The 15,961-nt window shown below is 68.9% G+C and carries 13 protein-coding genes; 1 reads left to right on the top strand and 12 read right to left on the bottom strand.

All coding sequences use genetic code 11. The features are described from left to right. Positions 1–137: 137 nt before the first annotated feature. The 9 genes from D7V77_RS20300 to dnaN form a co-directional block, all read right to left on the bottom strand. Positions 138–551 (bottom strand): hypothetical protein, encoded by a 414-nt coding sequence (locus D7V77_RS20300; protein ID WP_121752555.1) that lies wholly within the window; start codon positions 549–551, stop codon positions 138–140. A gap of 46 nt (positions 552–597) precedes the next feature. Next, complete coding sequence (locus D7V77_RS20295; protein ID WP_233597122.1) at positions 598–3,594, bottom strand: CHAT domain-containing protein; 2,997 nt, start codon at positions 3,592–3,594, stop codon at positions 598–600. After that, positions 3,594–4,139: an RNA polymerase sigma factor gene (locus D7V77_RS20290; protein ID WP_120577942.1), complete on the bottom strand. Its 546-nt coding sequence runs from the start codon at positions 4,137–4,139 to the stop codon at positions 3,594–3,596. The genes D7V77_RS20295 and D7V77_RS20290 overlap by 1 nt, the downstream gene beginning before the upstream one ends. Before the next feature lie 82 nt (positions 4,140–4,221). After that, on the bottom strand, positions 4,222–6,180 hold the full coding sequence (locus tag D7V77_RS20285) for an SAVED domain-containing protein (RefSeq protein WP_233597121.1): 1,959 nt from the start codon (positions 6,178–6,180) through the stop codon (positions 4,222–4,224). Positions 6,181–6,185: 5 nt separating this feature from the next. Continuing rightward, positions 6,186–7,055 carry a nucleotidyltransferase gene (locus D7V77_RS20280; RefSeq protein ID WP_120577941.1) on the bottom strand — a complete coding sequence of 290 codons (870 nt, stop codon included), beginning with the start codon at positions 7,053–7,055 and terminating at the stop codon, positions 6,186–6,188. Between the two features lie 67 nt (positions 7,056–7,122). Beyond that, a complete protein-coding gene (locus D7V77_RS20275; RefSeq protein ID WP_120577940.1) occupies positions 7,123–8,193 on the bottom strand; it encodes a site-2 protease family protein in 1,071 nt (356 codons plus the stop codon). After that, on the bottom strand, positions 8,186–8,920 hold the full coding sequence (locus tag D7V77_RS20270) for a hypothetical protein (protein WP_120577939.1): 735 nt from the start codon (positions 8,918–8,920) through the stop codon (positions 8,186–8,188). Before D7V77_RS20270 ends, D7V77_RS20275 begins: the two co-directional genes overlap by 8 nt. Positions 8,921–9,004: 84 nt before the next feature. After that, positions 9,005–10,237: a hypothetical protein gene (locus tag D7V77_RS20265; RefSeq protein ID WP_233597120.1), complete on the bottom strand. Its 1,233-nt coding sequence runs from the start codon at positions 10,235–10,237 to the stop codon at positions 9,005–9,007. A gap of 112 nt (positions 10,238–10,349) precedes the next feature. After that, the gene (dnaN, locus tag D7V77_RS20260) at positions 10,350–11,456 is read right to left on the bottom strand and encodes a DNA polymerase III subunit beta (protein WP_120577937.1); all 1,107 of its coding nucleotides are present in this window, start codon (positions 11,454–11,456) and stop codon (positions 10,350–10,352) included. 264 nt (positions 11,457–11,720) lie between these two features. Between dnaN and D7V77_RS20255 the strand changes: the two genes are divergently transcribed. After that, positions 11,721–12,224 (top strand): DUF6748 domain-containing protein, encoded by a 504-nt coding sequence (locus D7V77_RS20255; RefSeq protein ID WP_120577936.1) that lies wholly within the window; start codon positions 11,721–11,723, stop codon positions 12,222–12,224. 57 nt (positions 12,225–12,281) lie between these two features. Here the strand turns inward: D7V77_RS20255 and D7V77_RS20250 are convergent, their stop codons facing one another. From D7V77_RS20250 to D7V77_RS20240, 3 genes are read right to left on the bottom strand one after another with little or no spacing between them, the layout of a single operon-like run. Beyond that, positions 12,282–14,546 (bottom strand): caspase family protein, encoded by a 2,265-nt coding sequence (locus D7V77_RS20250; protein ID WP_120577935.1) that lies wholly within the window; start codon positions 14,544–14,546, stop codon positions 12,282–12,284. After that, positions 14,543–15,385 carry an ActD-like protein gene (locus D7V77_RS20245; RefSeq protein ID WP_120577934.1) on the bottom strand — a complete coding sequence of 281 codons (843 nt, stop codon included), beginning with the start codon at positions 15,383–15,385 and terminating at the stop codon, positions 14,543–14,545. Before D7V77_RS20245 ends, D7V77_RS20250 begins: the two co-directional genes overlap by 4 nt. Then, positions 15,382–15,861, bottom strand: coding sequence for an RNA polymerase sigma factor (locus D7V77_RS20240; RefSeq protein WP_014400585.1), 480 nt, complete (start codon positions 15,859–15,861; stop codon positions 15,382–15,384). Before D7V77_RS20240 ends, D7V77_RS20245 begins: the two co-directional genes overlap by 4 nt. Between the last annotated feature and the right edge of the window lie 100 nt (positions 15,862–15,961).

The raw sequence follows: 15,961 nt of genomic DNA, 5'->3' as shown, positions 1-15,961 counted from the left end.
CGGTCCCGCGAAGTTGTGGAGATGGGAGGGAATGGGCACCGGCGCCGGCGCCGGCGCGTCCGCGAAAGCTTCCCAGGGGAGGCCCTCTTCCAGGACGGGTCTTCCGCTCCCGGAATGGGCCAGCAGCAGCTGGAAGGTCACGGCTTCTCCTTCTTCGCGTCGGGAAGCCGCTCGGCGGGCGCCGGAACCTTCGCGGTGCCCTCCGCGCCCTGGCGGAGCGCCGACGCCTTCTCGGCCTCGGGGAGCGTCAGGCCGGGACGGTCCGTGCCGGAGCCCGCCTTGGTGCCCCCCGCATTGGTGTCGGTCGGCGGAGGACCCAGGAAGACCGCGGCGCTCTCCGACCGCACCTGGGCCTCGAAGCGGGGACGCTCCAAATGAGTGCCATGCACTTCAAAGAGGATGCGGTCCACTCCGTCCATTACCCCAGACCCGACGAACCCCTTCGTGGACGTTTCGATGTAGACCTGACGTCCCTCCTCGGGTTGTCCCTCGAAGAACGGGCGGCCATCCCACTTCGAATACACCTGTGGCTTCAATGCCTTCCCATGCATTGTCTCTTCTCCTGAAAGATGTTGACTGCGTTCGGGCGGCTTCTGCCTATTCGAAGACCAGGACCCCGTTGACCCAATTGTTGGATGCACTTCGCTGCAACCACTGCTGCCGTTCGTCGCGGACCGCCGTGCCAAGCGGGCTTCCCGCGCGAAGGCGGTCCCGAACGTTCCCGAAGAACACGGACGAGTCTTCGTCGGGGATGGGCAAGGTCGCCGCCACCACGCCGCGAGCCCCTGCGGCCAGGAAGGCATTGGGGAGGCTGCCGAGTTCGTGGAGGGCCGTCGTGCCCCGTGCCGCATCACAGGCCGCGAGGATGACCAGGGGGGCCTTGAGCAGCTTCATCTTGCGGATGAGTTCCTCGGTCAGCATGTCCGAGCCGTTCGTCTCGGGCGCCAGCAACAAGTAGGTGCTCTTCGGCCCCGGCGCGACCTTCCCATGGGTCGCCAGGTCGATCTCCGAGGCCTTGGGCATTTCCGCCAGCACGCGGCTGGGCGTGGCCGCCAGGTCTGTCAGGGTCACCAGGTCCTCGTCGGGCGTGATACGCGCGGTCCACCGCAATGGCGATTCGTTGCGCTGTTCGGCGTAACGGACCTCGTTGACGACCAGGTGGGTGCCCCGCCCCACCGGAGGCTGTCGCGCCGCGGCCAGTGCCCGGTAGCGCCAGGCCATGTCCGCGGGCAGCAGGCCCGAACGGCCCTGGAGGGGTGGCCGAGCCAGCACATCCACCGAGCCGCAGGGACGTAGGGCCTTCACCATGTCCGGGGGGACCACGTCGGCCATGTCCACCGGCATCCGCTCTGTCCGCGTCGGGATGTACTGCTTCAGGAGCTGTCCATCCGCGCCGCGACCCACCAACAACTGTCGCTCCGTGTCCTCGGTGAGGCCCAGGACACAACTTCCCGGCGTGTCGAAGCCCAGCTCGTTCCCAAAGCGTGCGAGGGCCGCCGGGAAGTCCGATCTCCGGGCATCGTCAAAGATGAGGGAAGTGAAGCCGTAGGCGCGGGCATGTTGCGCCGTGATGTCCGTCCAACCGGCCCCGCTGGCCGCAGCCTCGGCACGTGTCGCCTGTTCGATGGCGTCCATCAGCAGCGCATGCCCTTGCGCCGGATCCACATCGAGGAGGAATCGCCCCTGCAGGGATTTGACGAAGGCGCGCTGGCCTTCCGTCACCGGGGGATCCGAAGCCAAGCCCTGCTGCACGGCCTCCACGTCTCCGGGCACACGATGGGTCCGGGCGATGTCCGCCAGTGCTGCCACTCCATGCTGGGTCAACGGCAGGCCGGTGGCCAGAGCCTGGTTGATTTCGTCCCGCGCCACATCCAATTCCAGCGCCGTGATGGCCAGATGCGCCAGATTCTCATGGATGTCGCGCGCGAGCCCCTTCCCGCCCCCCATCAGCAAGGCCTCCCCGAAATAGGCCCGGCCCAACGTCACATCCGCGGACATGCGAGCCACGCTGCCAAGCGCCTGGAGCAACATGCGCTCCTGCTCCCACTGCCCCAGCCGCGCCTGGGTGAGCCCTTCACGGGCGAAACGCTCTGCATCCTGGAGCTGGAAGCGCCAGCCGGACACATACGCCAGGTCGTTGCGAACCTCCGTGCACCGATAGACGAGGTGCTCCTGCGTGCAGAGCTCCAGCGCCTGCTTCAGGTCCGAGAGCGCGAGGTCATATCGATCCTTCTGGCGAGAGCGGTCCGCGCGTTCCTGAAGCGCCAGGACCTTGAACCAGGGGTCCGGACTGCTGTTGCCCAACGCGATCAGCTTCTCCCCATACTCCGAGTCGGGACCGCGGGGAGAGAACATCACCAACGCGCCCAGCGTGATGTCCTCCTCGTTCGAGGCCAGGAAGGCGCGCAGCAGGGCTTCCTTTCCAGAGGGCTCCACCGTCCCCAGCACCCACCGGCCGTAGGCCTCCGCCAGGGAGGCTCGGCGCGAAAAATCCCGGCTCGCGACTGTGCGGAGATAGTCTGCCAGCACGGTCTGCTGTCCCGCTTTCGCGTCCAGGGCTTCCGCCAGAGGAAGGAGCGCGAGCACCTCCTCGCGCGAGGTGCGGCTTCGCACCGCATGGTAGAAGTCACGCCGCATCATCGGCACGTCGGCGTACCGCATGGCCTCATCGAGCGCCTGGGCACCGCGCGCCACGAGCTCGGCACCGGCGCTGTTCGCGGCCTCCCATCGCTGCTGACGCGTCGTCACTTCCGCGAGCTTCAAGCGCTTCTCACGGGCCTCGGCACGCCAGCCGGGGTGGGTCTCCTGCCCCTCGACAGCCTCCAGGTCCTGGATGGCCAGCAACGGCAGGCCCAGGTCCCGGTACACGAGTGCGCGGTTCCAGTGTGCCTGGAGATGGGTGGGCTTGAGCAAGAGGGCCTGATGGAGCAGTCGCAAAGCCTCTCGAAGTTCGAGCAGCGTCGAGGCAGACCCCTGGGTCTTCTTCGCGGAGGCGTAGGAGGCCGCGCCCAGGTCGCTGAGCACGTCGGCCGGATCCCCCTGCCGCTCGGCTTGCATCCGTTGCAGCAGCCCCCTCGCGTTATCGGGCTCTGGGGGACCCGCGGTCAGGTACGCGGCCACGAGTTGGGACAGGTCTCCCCGTCGCTCCAGCTCACTCATCACCGCCAGAGGTCGACCTGTGGGAGTGGCGGGCGTGGCTCCACCCATCAACGACTGGGCAGGTCGGCGGTACTGGTCCGCTCCCGGGTAGGTGACACGTGCCTCCAACGCCCGCGACGTCCCAGCCCACAGCGCGGGCTCTGGGGAGGACACCCGCCGGCCCACTCCACCCACGCCCAGGAGCACACCGAGCGCGACCGCGACCAGGACCGCCCCTGCGGCGAGCCATCGGTTGCGGGGCATGGCGTGCCACGGAATGGTGATGGGCCCGTGCCGTTCCAGGTAGCGCCGTCCCATCTGATCAAGCTGAAGGTGCCGCGTCAGCTCCGTCTGGCAGTGCGCGCAGTCCGCCAGGTGTCTGCCAAACGCCTGGGACTCCGCGAGCGGCAGGTCTCCATCCGCGAAGAGCGGCAGTTGGTCGCAGGGCTTGGACATCAGTGGGTTCCTTCATCGACATAAGGCAGGAGGAGTTCGTTCAACCGCTGGCGCGCATCGAACAAGCGCTTGGCCACGGCATTCGGCTTGACGCCCAGGCGCCTGGCGATCTCCTGGTTGCCCAGACCCTGAACATGGAGGAGGAAGGTCACGCGCTGCAGTTGGGGGAGCTGGTCCACGGCCCGATCGAAGCGCTCTGACGTGATGCGCTCATAGGTGGACGTGCTTTCCCCCTGCCCCAGGGTCCAGCGGGTGATGGTCGGGTCGTCCTCGGCGCGTTTCCGACCCATGGCGCTCCGCTGCAGGTCCACGAAGTGACGGTTCATCACGGCAATGAGCCATCCATCCATGGACTCATCTCCCTGGTCGTTCAGGGAGCCCGCGACGTGCTTGATGAAGCGCAGGAGGGTCTCCTGCACAAGGTCCTTGGGATCCAGCCCCTTGGCACCCCGGCAGAGTCGCTCCGCGATGGGCATCAACAGCTGGTAGTACTTGTCCTGCCAGTGGTCGTAATTAAGGGCCACGCGCTCCCCGGCGTTCGTCATGACCGCATCTCCGGTCCTTCCCCACCAGGGAAACGGAGGACCAGGCGGATGTTACGTCGGCCTTCGCGCGCACCACGGTGGGTCATCGCCGCCGCTTCTTCGGGGCCTCTTGCGGGTTCCAGGGCAGCTCCACGTACCCTTCGGGCCCTTTCCGGAAGTTGAAGAGCCTGAGGCGGGGCTGTGATTTCGGGTTGTAGGCACGCCCCAGGGCCGCCGCGAGGCTGGCCGGACAGGCCATTGCCAGCCAGATCTCCTGTACCTGGGGCAGTGTTTCCCGGATGCGCTCCAGGCAGTGCCAGAACTCATCCATTGCCCGGGCGGAGTCGTCGGGTCCCTTCAACGCGGTCTGGGAGGGTCCTCCAGCGACGACGAGGCGAAGGAGGACTGGAGGTCGCTCATGCCCTAGCCAGCGAGCGAGGTCCGCTTCGATGACAGGCAGGGATACCTCCACGGAGATGGCCAAGCGGCCCCCGGCTTCGTGACAGGATTCCGGAGTCGGCCAGGGCTCCTGTTTGAAGTACGGCTCCATTGGCAGGGGAACGGTCCTACCCGAGTCGTAGTAGCAGCTCCACTCATCACTCCCCGCTCTTCGCGGCTGGTAGACCTTGAGACCCATCTGGCTCAAACGCCACCCCAGGTGGAACATCAAGGGCAGGGGCGCGCGTCCGAAGAGATGAACCTGGGAAGTCCTGGGTCCCAGGGCCTCAGTGAGTGCCTCCGCGCGGTGAAGAGCCTTGCGCCATTCAGCGGGGGAAGAGGGCAGGAACTCTCCCACCTTGCCAAGCGGTTGAAGGACCAGAACGTCCTGGGCGGCCCTTGCGCCTGCCCCCAGTGCTCGCTGCACCGTGGACGATGGAACGTTGTAGTTCAGCTCGTACGCTAGGGAGAGATCACCTGAGAACTCCATGGGCAGCCCCTCCTTGTCGGAAAAGAGCACGCGTTGGCCCTCCGCCACCTCAGGCTCCTTCGAAGGGGACACGAGGAACTGGAGCGAAGCCCAATCGAGCGAGCCGGCTGGAAGCGCTGCCAGTGCAGCCTGATAGGCCTCCTGGAGGGAGCGCTTCTGCTGGCAGCGCTCCCGATAGAACGCACCTGTCAGCGCCACTGAGCCCGCCACCGAGAGGGGCATCAAGGATGCGATAACCGTTGGAATCCCCAACTGATGAAGGGGCAGCGCAACGCCTCCAATCATGCTCCCCATTTCTCCGGGATGCCCACTGTGGCAGGCGCTCACAACTACCGCGTGGAGGTTGGCTGCATGCGCACCGCCCAGCAGGTCCGGAAGGGCGTGTAGCCCAATGGGCACTGGCCTCTGACCGCAAGCTGGATCCGACACAACCAGCCCATAGCTCCCTTCACCCAGCCTCGTCCCATGGCAGAGAAGGTGGAGGATCCGGTACGGCCTGCCTTCATGCATTGCGGTATCGAGACGCTCCCGGAGCGCCGCAAGGCTCACGCCCGGGCACTCATCCACGCGTGAGTCGAAATCAGGGCAGGCACGCCGTAGAGCATCCAGGTGCTGACCATCACCAACGGGTCCGCCCGCGTCCGACCAAGCGAACAACACTCTCCCAGGCTCTGTCCCTGGAGACGGAAAGCGAGGCTGTCCGACCCACTCCAACGCGATGACACAGGACTTGAGAGTTCCCAGCCGGCGCTGGTCCGAGAGCCGGGTCAAGGGCCAAGGAAGGTTGAATAGTTCCACCGAGCTGAGCCGTAGCCGCAGCAGTACGGGTTCCCCCTGGGCTTCGGCCCGGCGCAACTCCGCCTCGTAAGCCGCCCAGCCTCCCAGATTCTTCAGGGCCCCCTCTAGAAACTCACGCAGCAGCGTCCCCACCTGGACCTGCTCTACCTCCGTCATGTGCGACCGAGTCAAGGCTTGCTGCACGGATGCCACCTTGTCCCAAGGAAGCACGGCGTGTCCGGGCCGACCGTTCATGTCGATTGCGGTATAGCCCTGCGACTTGCCGTTGAAGGCATACGCCTGGTCGGGATTGTCTGAACGCAACAACTGGAGCGTCAGCTCGCGCGGCAGGGGCATGGCATCTACCTCACCGGAAAGTCGGGTCCCAACAGCTCGCGCCAGACCTCGTTCGCCGAAGCCATCTGCCCCCTGCGTTCCTGCTCAAGCGCCCAGGCCGCCTGGCGCAACGCCCCTGAAAGCCGTTGTTGGGCCTGCTGGAGCTTTCCCTGGCTGATTCCAGCGTTGACGGGAGGCCCAATCCCCGCCGGCTCCAGGCACGTCTCTTCGACGCGCCCGCTCATGAACTTGAACAGGTGCGCCATGCCCTCTGCATAGCTGGCTCCCTGTGGCAGGGTGGCGATGCCTTCGTAGGCCATGACCTCCAGCTGAAAGGAACGCGCCGGCCGGCCCTGTTGCTGATTCCAGCGCTTGACGGCCTTGATGAGCGGCTTCAGCTTCTTCTTCGCGCGCTCGTTCGCGGCGTCACAGATCGCCTGATGACGACGGGGGTCACTCAGGATCCACGTGTCCCTGTCCAGATCAGGGATGTGGTAGAGGTTTCGCTGCCTCGGGTCTTCGATTGCAGGGACCACATCGAAACCGATGCCCGTCCCCGTGAAGTCAATATTGACCGAGCGGTTCTGCAAGCGCGCCTCCTTGCCGCGAAACTCCGCCTCGAGCGCATGCTTCACGCGTAGCAGGAACGCCTCGGGCGAGAGCGGCTCTCCCCTTCCATTTCCCCCTGGGAAGATAAGGAAGAGGTCGATGTCGTGGAGAGGCCGGATGGCCGTGTTCCGGCCATAGGACCCAGAGAGGATGGATTCCTTGGGCCCGAGATGGCGGCGCACGGCGTCGAAGACCTGACGCTCCTGCCGTTTCGCCTCGCGTTCCTCACCCTCGCGCAATTCGAGGGACTGCATGAACCTTTCAAATGCCTGCGCCACGGTCAGCATCGTTGAATCTCCCTCTCTCACCAGGGAAACGATGGAGACCGTGGGAATTACATTGGCAGGAGTCTTCTCACAGCTTCGCCGTCGCTCCCGTCCAGTGCTGCGCGGCCCAGCCCAGCGCGCCCAGGCCCACCACCAGCGCAATGAACTCCACCAGGGTGCGCAGGTCGCCCTTCTCCGACGAGGGCGTGAGCAGGGCTCGGTATGCCGCCACTCCCCCGACGAGCAGGAGCATGTTCTCTCCCGTGGCGAACCACGTCGCGCCCACCACGGCCACCACCAGCCACCGCTGTTGGCGCGCCAGGGCCCGGAACCCTCGCGAACCATCCAGCTGCCACACCGGCACCAGGTTGAACAGGTTCATCCATGCCGCGAAGTGCGCGATGGCGCCCAGGACCTTCCACCCCGTCAGCACCGCAGCCACCAGCGTCACCACCACCGCGACGCTGCCCCAGATGGGCCCCGCGAGCCCCATGCGCGCATCCTCGCGCTCATCCACCGGATTCTGCTTCAGGCGCACGACCGCCCCGAAGCCTGGGAGGAACATGGGCGCGCTGGCCTTGATGCCCAGCCGCCGCAGCGCCGCCACGTGCCCTATCTCGTGCACGTAGATGCAGGCCACCACTCCCAATGCGAAGCGCCAACCCCAAACCGTCCAGTACACGCTCACCGCGAACATCATGGAGAACAGCGTGCTCGCCTTCGTGAGCCCGAGCAGCAGCAGCTTCCCCTTGCCCAACAGCAGCGCCAGCACGAACTTGAACTTCCACAGCATCAGGCCCACCGCGCCCATGCTGGCCAACACCTTCGGCATCCCCGAACGCTTGCGCTCCGCCTCCGCCAGCGGCGCCGCCAACCCCAGCGCATCCGCCTGCTGACTCAGCGCCGTCACCCGCGCCGTCACCTGCGCGTGCTGCGCCGTGTCCGGCGGCAACAGGTCCAGCGCCTCGCGCCACAGCGCCAGCGCTTCCATGGACGCGCCCCGCTGCGACGCCGCCTGTGCATCCGCCGCCAACTGCGTCAGCCGCTTCCCATGGACCAGCTTCCGGCACGACGGACACGTGAGCAGCCGGGGCGCCAGCTCTGAACCACACCCCTCACACCGCTGCGTGAGGAGCGATACCGCGAGCGCCTCAGCCAACGGACCGCTCCTGCTCCGCCGGTGCGGCTTCACCCTCGGCCGGCGCCTCCGCCAGCTTGAACGGCCCCGCGATGTTCAGCTCCGTCCGCTTCGTGCGGCGCCACGCCTCGAACAACGCGAAGCCGTAGATGAGCCCGGAGAGGGGGCTGTTGATTCCGACCAGCACCGGCGCAGCCACGGAAATCACTCCCGCGAGGACCACGTTGACCGCGGGGGAGACCGCCTCCGTTTCCTCCGCCGGCGCGTCGGTGGCCACCTCGGCCGGAGGCTGCGTCGTGAGCTCCTTGTAGACATCCGGCGCGAGCGAGGCCGCCACCGCGAAGTACGTCAGCCCCACCGCCAACACCTGGTAGACCCAGCCGCCGCGCGACTCCGAGCCCTTGAACACCGCGGTCCCCACCATCCACCCCACCGCGATGGCGATGAGGCCGATGTTGTAGCCCGTCAGCCCCACCCCCCAGTAGAGGAGCGCCCCCGCGATGGCCGCTCCAAAGCCAAACACCGACGCCGTCAGGAAGCGCTTCGCCTTCGAGCCGCCCGTCATCGCCGCCTCCACGTCCTCGCGGCACGCGGGACACAGCAGGCGAGTGTTCAGGTCGTAATACACGCTCTTGATGGCGCGCTGACAGACGGAGCACTTCGGTGCCGAGGGGGCTTCGGTGAACTCGGCGCGGTCGAACTGGAGCGACGCCGCGTCATCGGACGGCGGAGGAACAGGCTGGGTCATGGGCGGGGATTGCGACAGAGAAAGGGAAACGGGCCCACCCAACCTAACAGAAGCCTTCCGCCCCCCTCAAACCGGTGTCTGTCTTCAGCCGCCCTGCCGCAGCGCCGCGTGCCGCGCCGCCTGCGCCAGCGCCACCAGGTCCCCATTCCGAGCCACGTCGCCCCCCGCTGGCTTCGCGTGCTCCGGAGAGAACAGCCGCGCGGGAGTGCGTGCCTGGCCCCGCAGCATCACGAAGAGGCGCAGGGCGTCCCGCAGGGCCTCCGCCTCCGTCCCCTCCTCCGCGCGCGCCCTCATCGCGGCCTGCTCCAGCCGCGACCACGCCACCTCTTCACTCCACGCGCCCTGGGGCCGCTCGCGAGACAGGGCCGCCAGCGCCGCCGCCGTCTCCACCAGCCCTGCTCGACCTTCCGTGAGGACACTCCGCGCGGACAGTCGCAGCGCCGGGTCCTCCGACAGTGCGGCCCGCCAGGACAACAGCGTGGGCAGCTCCGCTTCGCGCGGCACCACCGGCGCCAGCTCCGCCTCCAGCACCGCTCGCACCCGCACCCGCGCCACGTCGTGCCAGAAGGCCGCGTGCAACAGCAGCTCCGGCCCGCTGCGCGCCACCCGCGTCGGTGCTCGGCGCATGCGCCGCTGGAGGAAGTCCTTCACCCGTCCCCGGCTGTCGTAGCGCTCCAGCCGTTCCCACAGCGCCACCAGCGCGGCGGCGCCCAGCGGCAGCGCCCGGGCCAGCTCTCGCGCCTCGTCGTCGGAGAAGGCTGGCGCCCCTTCCGTCACCGGGCGCATGAACACTCGCTCGAACACCTCGCCCGCGGCGCACGCGGCGCGCAGCTCCGGCAGATTGCGCGGCAACAGCTCCACCGCCTGGGCCCAGACACGGCCGCCCAGGAACGGTGCCGCGTCCAGCACCTCCGTCTCCAGGCGCAGCAGCCGCTCTCCCAGCGTGGCGGGGCCGTCGTCCTCCTCCGCGGTGCCTTCGTCGTCGGAAGCCGTGGATGCGCTGGCGGACAGCCGCTTCTCGGCCGCGCGCTCCACCGCCTCTCTCAGGCGCTCCACCTCGTGCATCAACCGGACGGGGGCGGCGTTGGGCGGCCAGCCTTCCGCCTCCACGCGGCGCCGCATCGCGGCCAGCGTCGCGTCCACCTCCGGCTGGTCGGCGGCCACCTCGCGCAGCAGCTCGAAGTGGTTGCGGATCCGATCCTTCCAGAAGAAGGACTCCAGTACGCCCTTGAGTGCGCGGTAGCGCAGGCGCGTGGCCTCCAGGAGGTCCGCTCGGTCCTCCAGCCGCGCTCTCAGGTCGTCTGGACGGGTGGACACGCCCCCATCATAAGGGCCCCCCGCGCCGGGCGCAGGCCTCCCCATGGCGCGGAGCGTCGGACTTGGAACGGTGACGTCCCGCCGACGTGGGAAGTTGGACGACTGTGTCGGCTCAGACGCGCATGGGCATGACCACGGCCGTGAAGCTGCGGTCGCCGGGGCCGTGCAGCACGCCCGGGCTGTGCTCGTCGCCCAGCTCGAAGCTGACCTCGTCCGTCTCCGTCACGCCCAGGACGTCCATGAGGTAACGGGCGTTGAAGCCGATGGTGATGTCGTTGCCCTGGTAGTCCACGTCCAGGGCGTCACGCGCCTCACCCAGGTCCGGGTTGCTGGCGGTGATGAGCAGCTTGCCCTTCTCCAGGCCGATGCGGATGGCGTTGCTCTTGTCCGCGGACAGCAGCGCGATGCGCTTCAGGCCCTCCAGCAGGCGCACCTTGGGCACGAGGACGACCTTCTCGCCCTCCTTGGGGATGACGCGCTGGTACTCCGGGAACTGCCCGTCGATGAGGCGCATCACCATGGTGAGGCCCGGCTTCTTGAACAGCGCCGAGTTCTCCGCGAACCCCAGGTGGCACTCCGCGTCCGGGGCCTCGTCCAGCAGGCGCTTGAGCTCCATCAGGCCCTTGCGCGGGATGATGACGCCGCTCTTGAGCTTGAAGTCGCCGGACATCTCGCGCTCGATGAGCGACAGCCGGTGGCCGTCCGTGGCCACCATGCGGACCTTGCCGCTGGCCTGCGGCTCGAAGAAGACGCCGTTGAGGATGTAGCGCGTCTCGTCGCTGGAGATGGCGAACTGGGTCTTCTTGATCATCTCCAGCAGCACGTTGCCGGAGATCTGCACCAGGGGAGCGTTCTCCTCCTTGGGCAGCTTCGGGTACTCCTCGGCGGCCATGCCGACGATCTTGAAGTGCGCGGAGCCGGAGGAGATGTCGACGTAGTTGTTCGCCAGCTTCTTGAGCGTGACCTCCGCGTCCGGGAGGTTCTGCACGATGTCGAAGACGTACTTCGCGCTCAGGGTGACGGCGCCCGGCTTGGACACGTCCGCCGGGTGCTCGGACACGATGCCGATGTCCAGGTCGAAGGCCGTGACCGTGATGCTGCCCTTGTTCGCCGTGAGCAGCACGTTGGCGAGGATGGGCATCGTCGTCTTGCGCTCCACGATGCCCTGGGCGCGGTAGAGGGCCTTCTTCAGCTCGTCGGCGGCGATGCGGAATTCCATCGTGGGCGTCCTTACAGGTCACGGCCCCGGAGGCCGATCTCTTGGGGCGCGGGTGTACAACGAACGGGGGGGCCCTTCCACCGTCTTGGCGCCTTTGTCCGCGGGCTGGAGGCCCAATTCTGGACTGTTCGGGTGTCCAGGTGGGACAGGCAGGAAAAAGGCCCCTGTTGCCCTGGTGGCCGGGCGCGCGGCCGGGCAGAGTGGACCCGGCCGTGCCCTTCCCGCGTTGTAGGAGGGCACCCCGTTCTCCTTCCCGGAGTCGCCATGAACGCCCGCTCCCTGCTCCTGTCCGCCGTGCTCGTACTCGGCCCGGTGGCGTGCAGCACGCCGTCCTCCCCCACCGCGCAGCCTTCCAGCGACGTGTCCGGCGCGGAGGCCCCCGCCGACCTGAAGCGGACCGACATGGACGCGCCCGCGGGAGCCGCCAACGAGCCCGGCACGGCCGCCCCCACCCCCTCACCCGGAGACGCCACCATGACCACCAGCACCGTCTACATCGTCAAGGACAACGGGAAGCGCTGCTTCGCGCCGCCCTGCGACCACTACGACCTGTTCAGCGCGGACGCGCCGGACAAGAAGCTCCAGTCCCTCCACGAAATCGACCTGACCGCCGTCACGGGCGGGGACGACGCGAAGCTGGGTGAGCTCATGCAGCGCGCCTCCAAGGGCGGCCCCGGCCTCAAGGTGGAGGGCTCGCTGGACAAGCGGCTGAAGGCCGGCCCCGGTGGCGACGCCATCGTCCTGCGCGCCACCCGCATCGTCGGCTGAGCGCGCCCCTTCCCACCGGGACCGCGTCCTGCGCGGCCCCGGCCGGAGTCCAGAGCCTCAGAGCCGCACGCCCACCTGGAAGCCGGGCCAGCGCTGCATGCGCGTGTCCGCGTTGATGACGTGCGAGCGCACCGGCAGCGTGGTCAGCTTCGCGAACTCCGGCTCTCCCCAGGTGAACGCCACGTTGTAGGTAGGGCCCGCGAACACGGCCAGCCGGGGCATGACCTGGAAGCCCAGCATGGCGCGTGCCTGCGACAGCAGGCTGTTGGACGCGCTGGAGAACGGGTCTCGCGTGGACAGCACCTGACTGGCCGCGACGTCCACGTCCACCCAGAAGCGCGAGCCCAGCGGGATGTGCCCGCCCAGTCCCAGGCCCAGGCTGAAGCGCTGGAAGCGGTCGTCCGGGCCAATGCCCGCGAGCAGCGTCGTGTAGAAGTGCTTGCCCCCGAACTTCAGCGCCAGGTTGGTGAGCTGCACGTCGCTGCCGAACACCTCCAGGTGCAGCTGGCCCTTCTTCTCATAGGAGACCAGGCCCACCGGCACGCCGTTCACCTCGTCGGAGACGTTGATCAGGCCCAGCTGCATGCCGTGCACCGTGTCCGCGACGTTGATCAACCCCAGCTGCATGCCGGACACGTCACCGCCCACGTTGATCAACCCCAGCTGCATGCCGGTGAGGGACGGCGCGTGGTTGAGCAGCACCGAGCCCTGGATGCCGCGCGCGGCCGTCGCCACGGAGTTGACGCCCAGCGTGAACTGCACGCCCTTCATCGTGCCGTTCGCGTGATTGACACCCAGTGACAGCTGCAGCCCGGTGGCGTCCGAGGTGGTGACGTTGGCACCCAGCGCCGCCTGCACACCGCCCAGCGCGCCGCGCGCGACGTTCGCGCCCAGGGCCAGCTGCCCGATGCCGTCCACGTCCCCGTTGGTCACGTTGAGCCCCAGCGACGCCTGGGCACCGCGCACCGCGCCGCCCGCCACGTTGGTGACCAGCGACAGCTGCCCGCCATCCACGTCACCGCCGGACGTGTTGAAGCCCAGCGCCAGGGCCAGGCCGGACACCTCCGCGTCGTACACGTTGCCCGCGAGCCCCAACGCCAGCCCGCCGCCCAGCGCCGCGCCGCCGTTGACGACGCCCAGCGCGAAGCGGTTCTCCACCTGCGCGCGGCCTGCTCGCAGCGTGTTGGTGCTCATGCTCGGCACGAGACTCAGGTTCACCGGGAGCATCGTGCGGCCCTGGGGGGACAGGGCCATGCCGCCGCCACCGCCGCGCATCACGGTGGCCTCGTGGCCCACGCCCAGGAAGTCGCCGGGAGACAGCGGCGTGCGCATGCCCTCCTTCAGCGTGAAGGCCGCTTCGGACACTCCGCCGTCCCACTCGCGCCGGGCGCGGTAGGCGCCGGGGGCCAGGCCCAGCTCGGTGGCGCGGCCGGACTGCTTCTGCACCTCCACCACCAGCGTGCCCACCGCGTCGCGCACGTACAGGCGGCCCTCCAGCGGCTCGGTGAGGACCAGGCCCGCGGTGGTGGCGCGCAGGTCGGTCATCACCAGGTCGCCGGTGCCCGCCAGCTCGATGTCGTAGTTGGGGTGCTGCGCGCCGCCCTGCGTGCGCTCGGTGCGCGCGAGCGTTTCGTGAAAGGCGAACTGGTAGGCCTCCGTGAGGGTGACGCGGCCGTCGTGGGTGACGTCGGCGGCGCCGCGCAGGCCGGACAGCAGGTGGTGCGTGAAGAACGAACCGCCCAGCCGGTCCGACTCCTGCGACGCCTCGTCCGCGCTGGATGAGGTGAGGATGGCGTGGCCCTTCACCTGGATGGCGGAGTCCACCAGGAACGCGGGCCGCGAGACGCCGCCCTTCTTGCGCGCGAACGCGCCGGACGCGCACGAGTCCAGCACCGCGATTCTCACATCCGCGGGCAGCCCTTCCAGCGAGCGGCGCAATTCGCCGTAGTCCAGGCGCTGGCCCTTGAGCAGCAGCCCTTCGTCGTCCGAGTGGCCGGAGTAGTACAGCAGCACCTCCACGCGGCGGGCCCCGGCGGTGCGGACGCCTTCCGCCAGGCGGCGCACGCGGTCGAAGCCGGCGAGCACGCCCGCGCGGTCCACGTCCGTGAGGAGCACGCGGTCCTGGGGCAGCACGCCGCCCAGCTCCGACAGCACCGTGGAGAAGGCCTTCGCGTCGGTCTCCGCGTAGCGCAGCCGCACGCGCTCCGGGCCGCCGTCGTTGACGCCCACGAGCAGGGCCAGCCGGCGCACGGCCGTGGCTTCGGCGGCGTGGGCGGAGGTGGCCGCGCCCAGCGCGAACAGGAGGATGACGAGCGCTCTCATGGGGAGGGCTTCTCCAGCAGGAAGGAGGTCTGCCCCAGGCCCGTGGGCAGGGTCAGCGGCGCGGTGCGCGCCTCGGGGGATGCGGCGAGCACGCGCGCGGCGGCCATCACACCCTCCAGTTCGAAGGGGGTGTCCGAGGTGATGAGGAAGAACCGCTCGAAGCCGGGGGCGTCGTCCAGCTCGTAGGCGCGGGGCAGCAGGTGCGTGCCGCTGCGCTCCAGGGACGCGGACGTGTCTCCCAGCGCGGGCTGGTGCGAGGTGACGGTGCCCCGGCCGTCCACGGAGAGGATGACGCCCTGGGCGTGGCCGGCGGCGGTGTACGACAGCTGCACCACGTCACCGGCCTGGGCGGGGGCGCCGTCGGTGAGGTGCTCGGTGCGGGTGCCGACCTGGCGGTGCACGTCGAGCCGGGGCTGGAGTCCCTTGCTGCGCGTGGGCTCCAGGACGCCGGGAGTGCCGCCGGTGCCCGTCCACGGATTGTGCGCCTCCTGCTCCTGGGACGACGCCCCCGGCCGGACGAGGACGACGAGGGTCGCGGCGGCGAGCACCGGCACCAGGGCGGGCAGGAAGCGCCAGGAAGGGCGCGATGGCGAGGCCTCGGCGCGGGGCGCGGCGGGCGAGTCGGCGCGAGCGAAGCGGGCCTTCACCTCGCGGGCGACGCGGTCGGGGGGCAGGGCCTCCAGGGTGGCTCGCGAGTCGGCCTCCAGGGCAGCGAGGCGCGCGGGGCCATCGGGTTCGCGGGACAGGCGGTCGCGGGCGGCGGCGAGCTCGTCCGGGGGCAGCTCCCCCAGGGCGATTCGCTCCAGCAGCCAGTCTGGGGTGCGGTGGGGGGACGTCATGCGGCCTCCAGCTCCTGCAGGACAGCGGACAGGGCCCGGAGGCGCTTGCGCACTCCGGACACGGACAGGCCCACTTCGCGGGCGGTCTCCTCCAGCGTCATGCCGTCCACCAGGTGGAGCACGGCGATGTCGCGGCTGGACGCGGGGACGCGGCCAAAGAGGCGGTCCAGCAGGCCCCGGGCGGCGGTGCGCGCCTCGGTGTCGCCGGACGCGGCGATCTTCAGCACCAGCTCATCGTCGCGGTCCTCGGGGCGCCGCTTGGCGCCGCGCAGGCGGTTGAGGCACACGCGGGTGGCAATCTGATGCAGCAGGCTGGAGGGCCCGGCGTCCTTCAGCGCGGCCTGGTAGCGCAGCAGTTGAACGAACACGTCATGCATGGCGTCCACGGCCTGTTCCTCATCGCGCAGCAGGAAGCGGCAGCGCCGGAGCACCTGGGGGCCATAGCGTCGGTAATAGGCCTCCACATCGACGGACACCGCACGCGCCTCCCGGTTGGACCAGGGGAACACCGGTGCCCCGAAAACCTGTCACCGGCATTTTGACGAAAGCGGCGTGCCTACCCCGTTTCCCCCCACC

The sequence above is a fragment of the Corallococcus sp. CA041A genome (assembly GCF_003612075.1).
Taxonomy (GTDB): Bacteria; Myxococcota; Myxococcia; order Myxococcales; family Myxococcaceae; genus Corallococcus; species Corallococcus exiguus.
The sequence above is the reverse complement of the archived record's forward strand: the minus strand, read 5'-3'. Positions and strand labels throughout refer to the sequence as shown.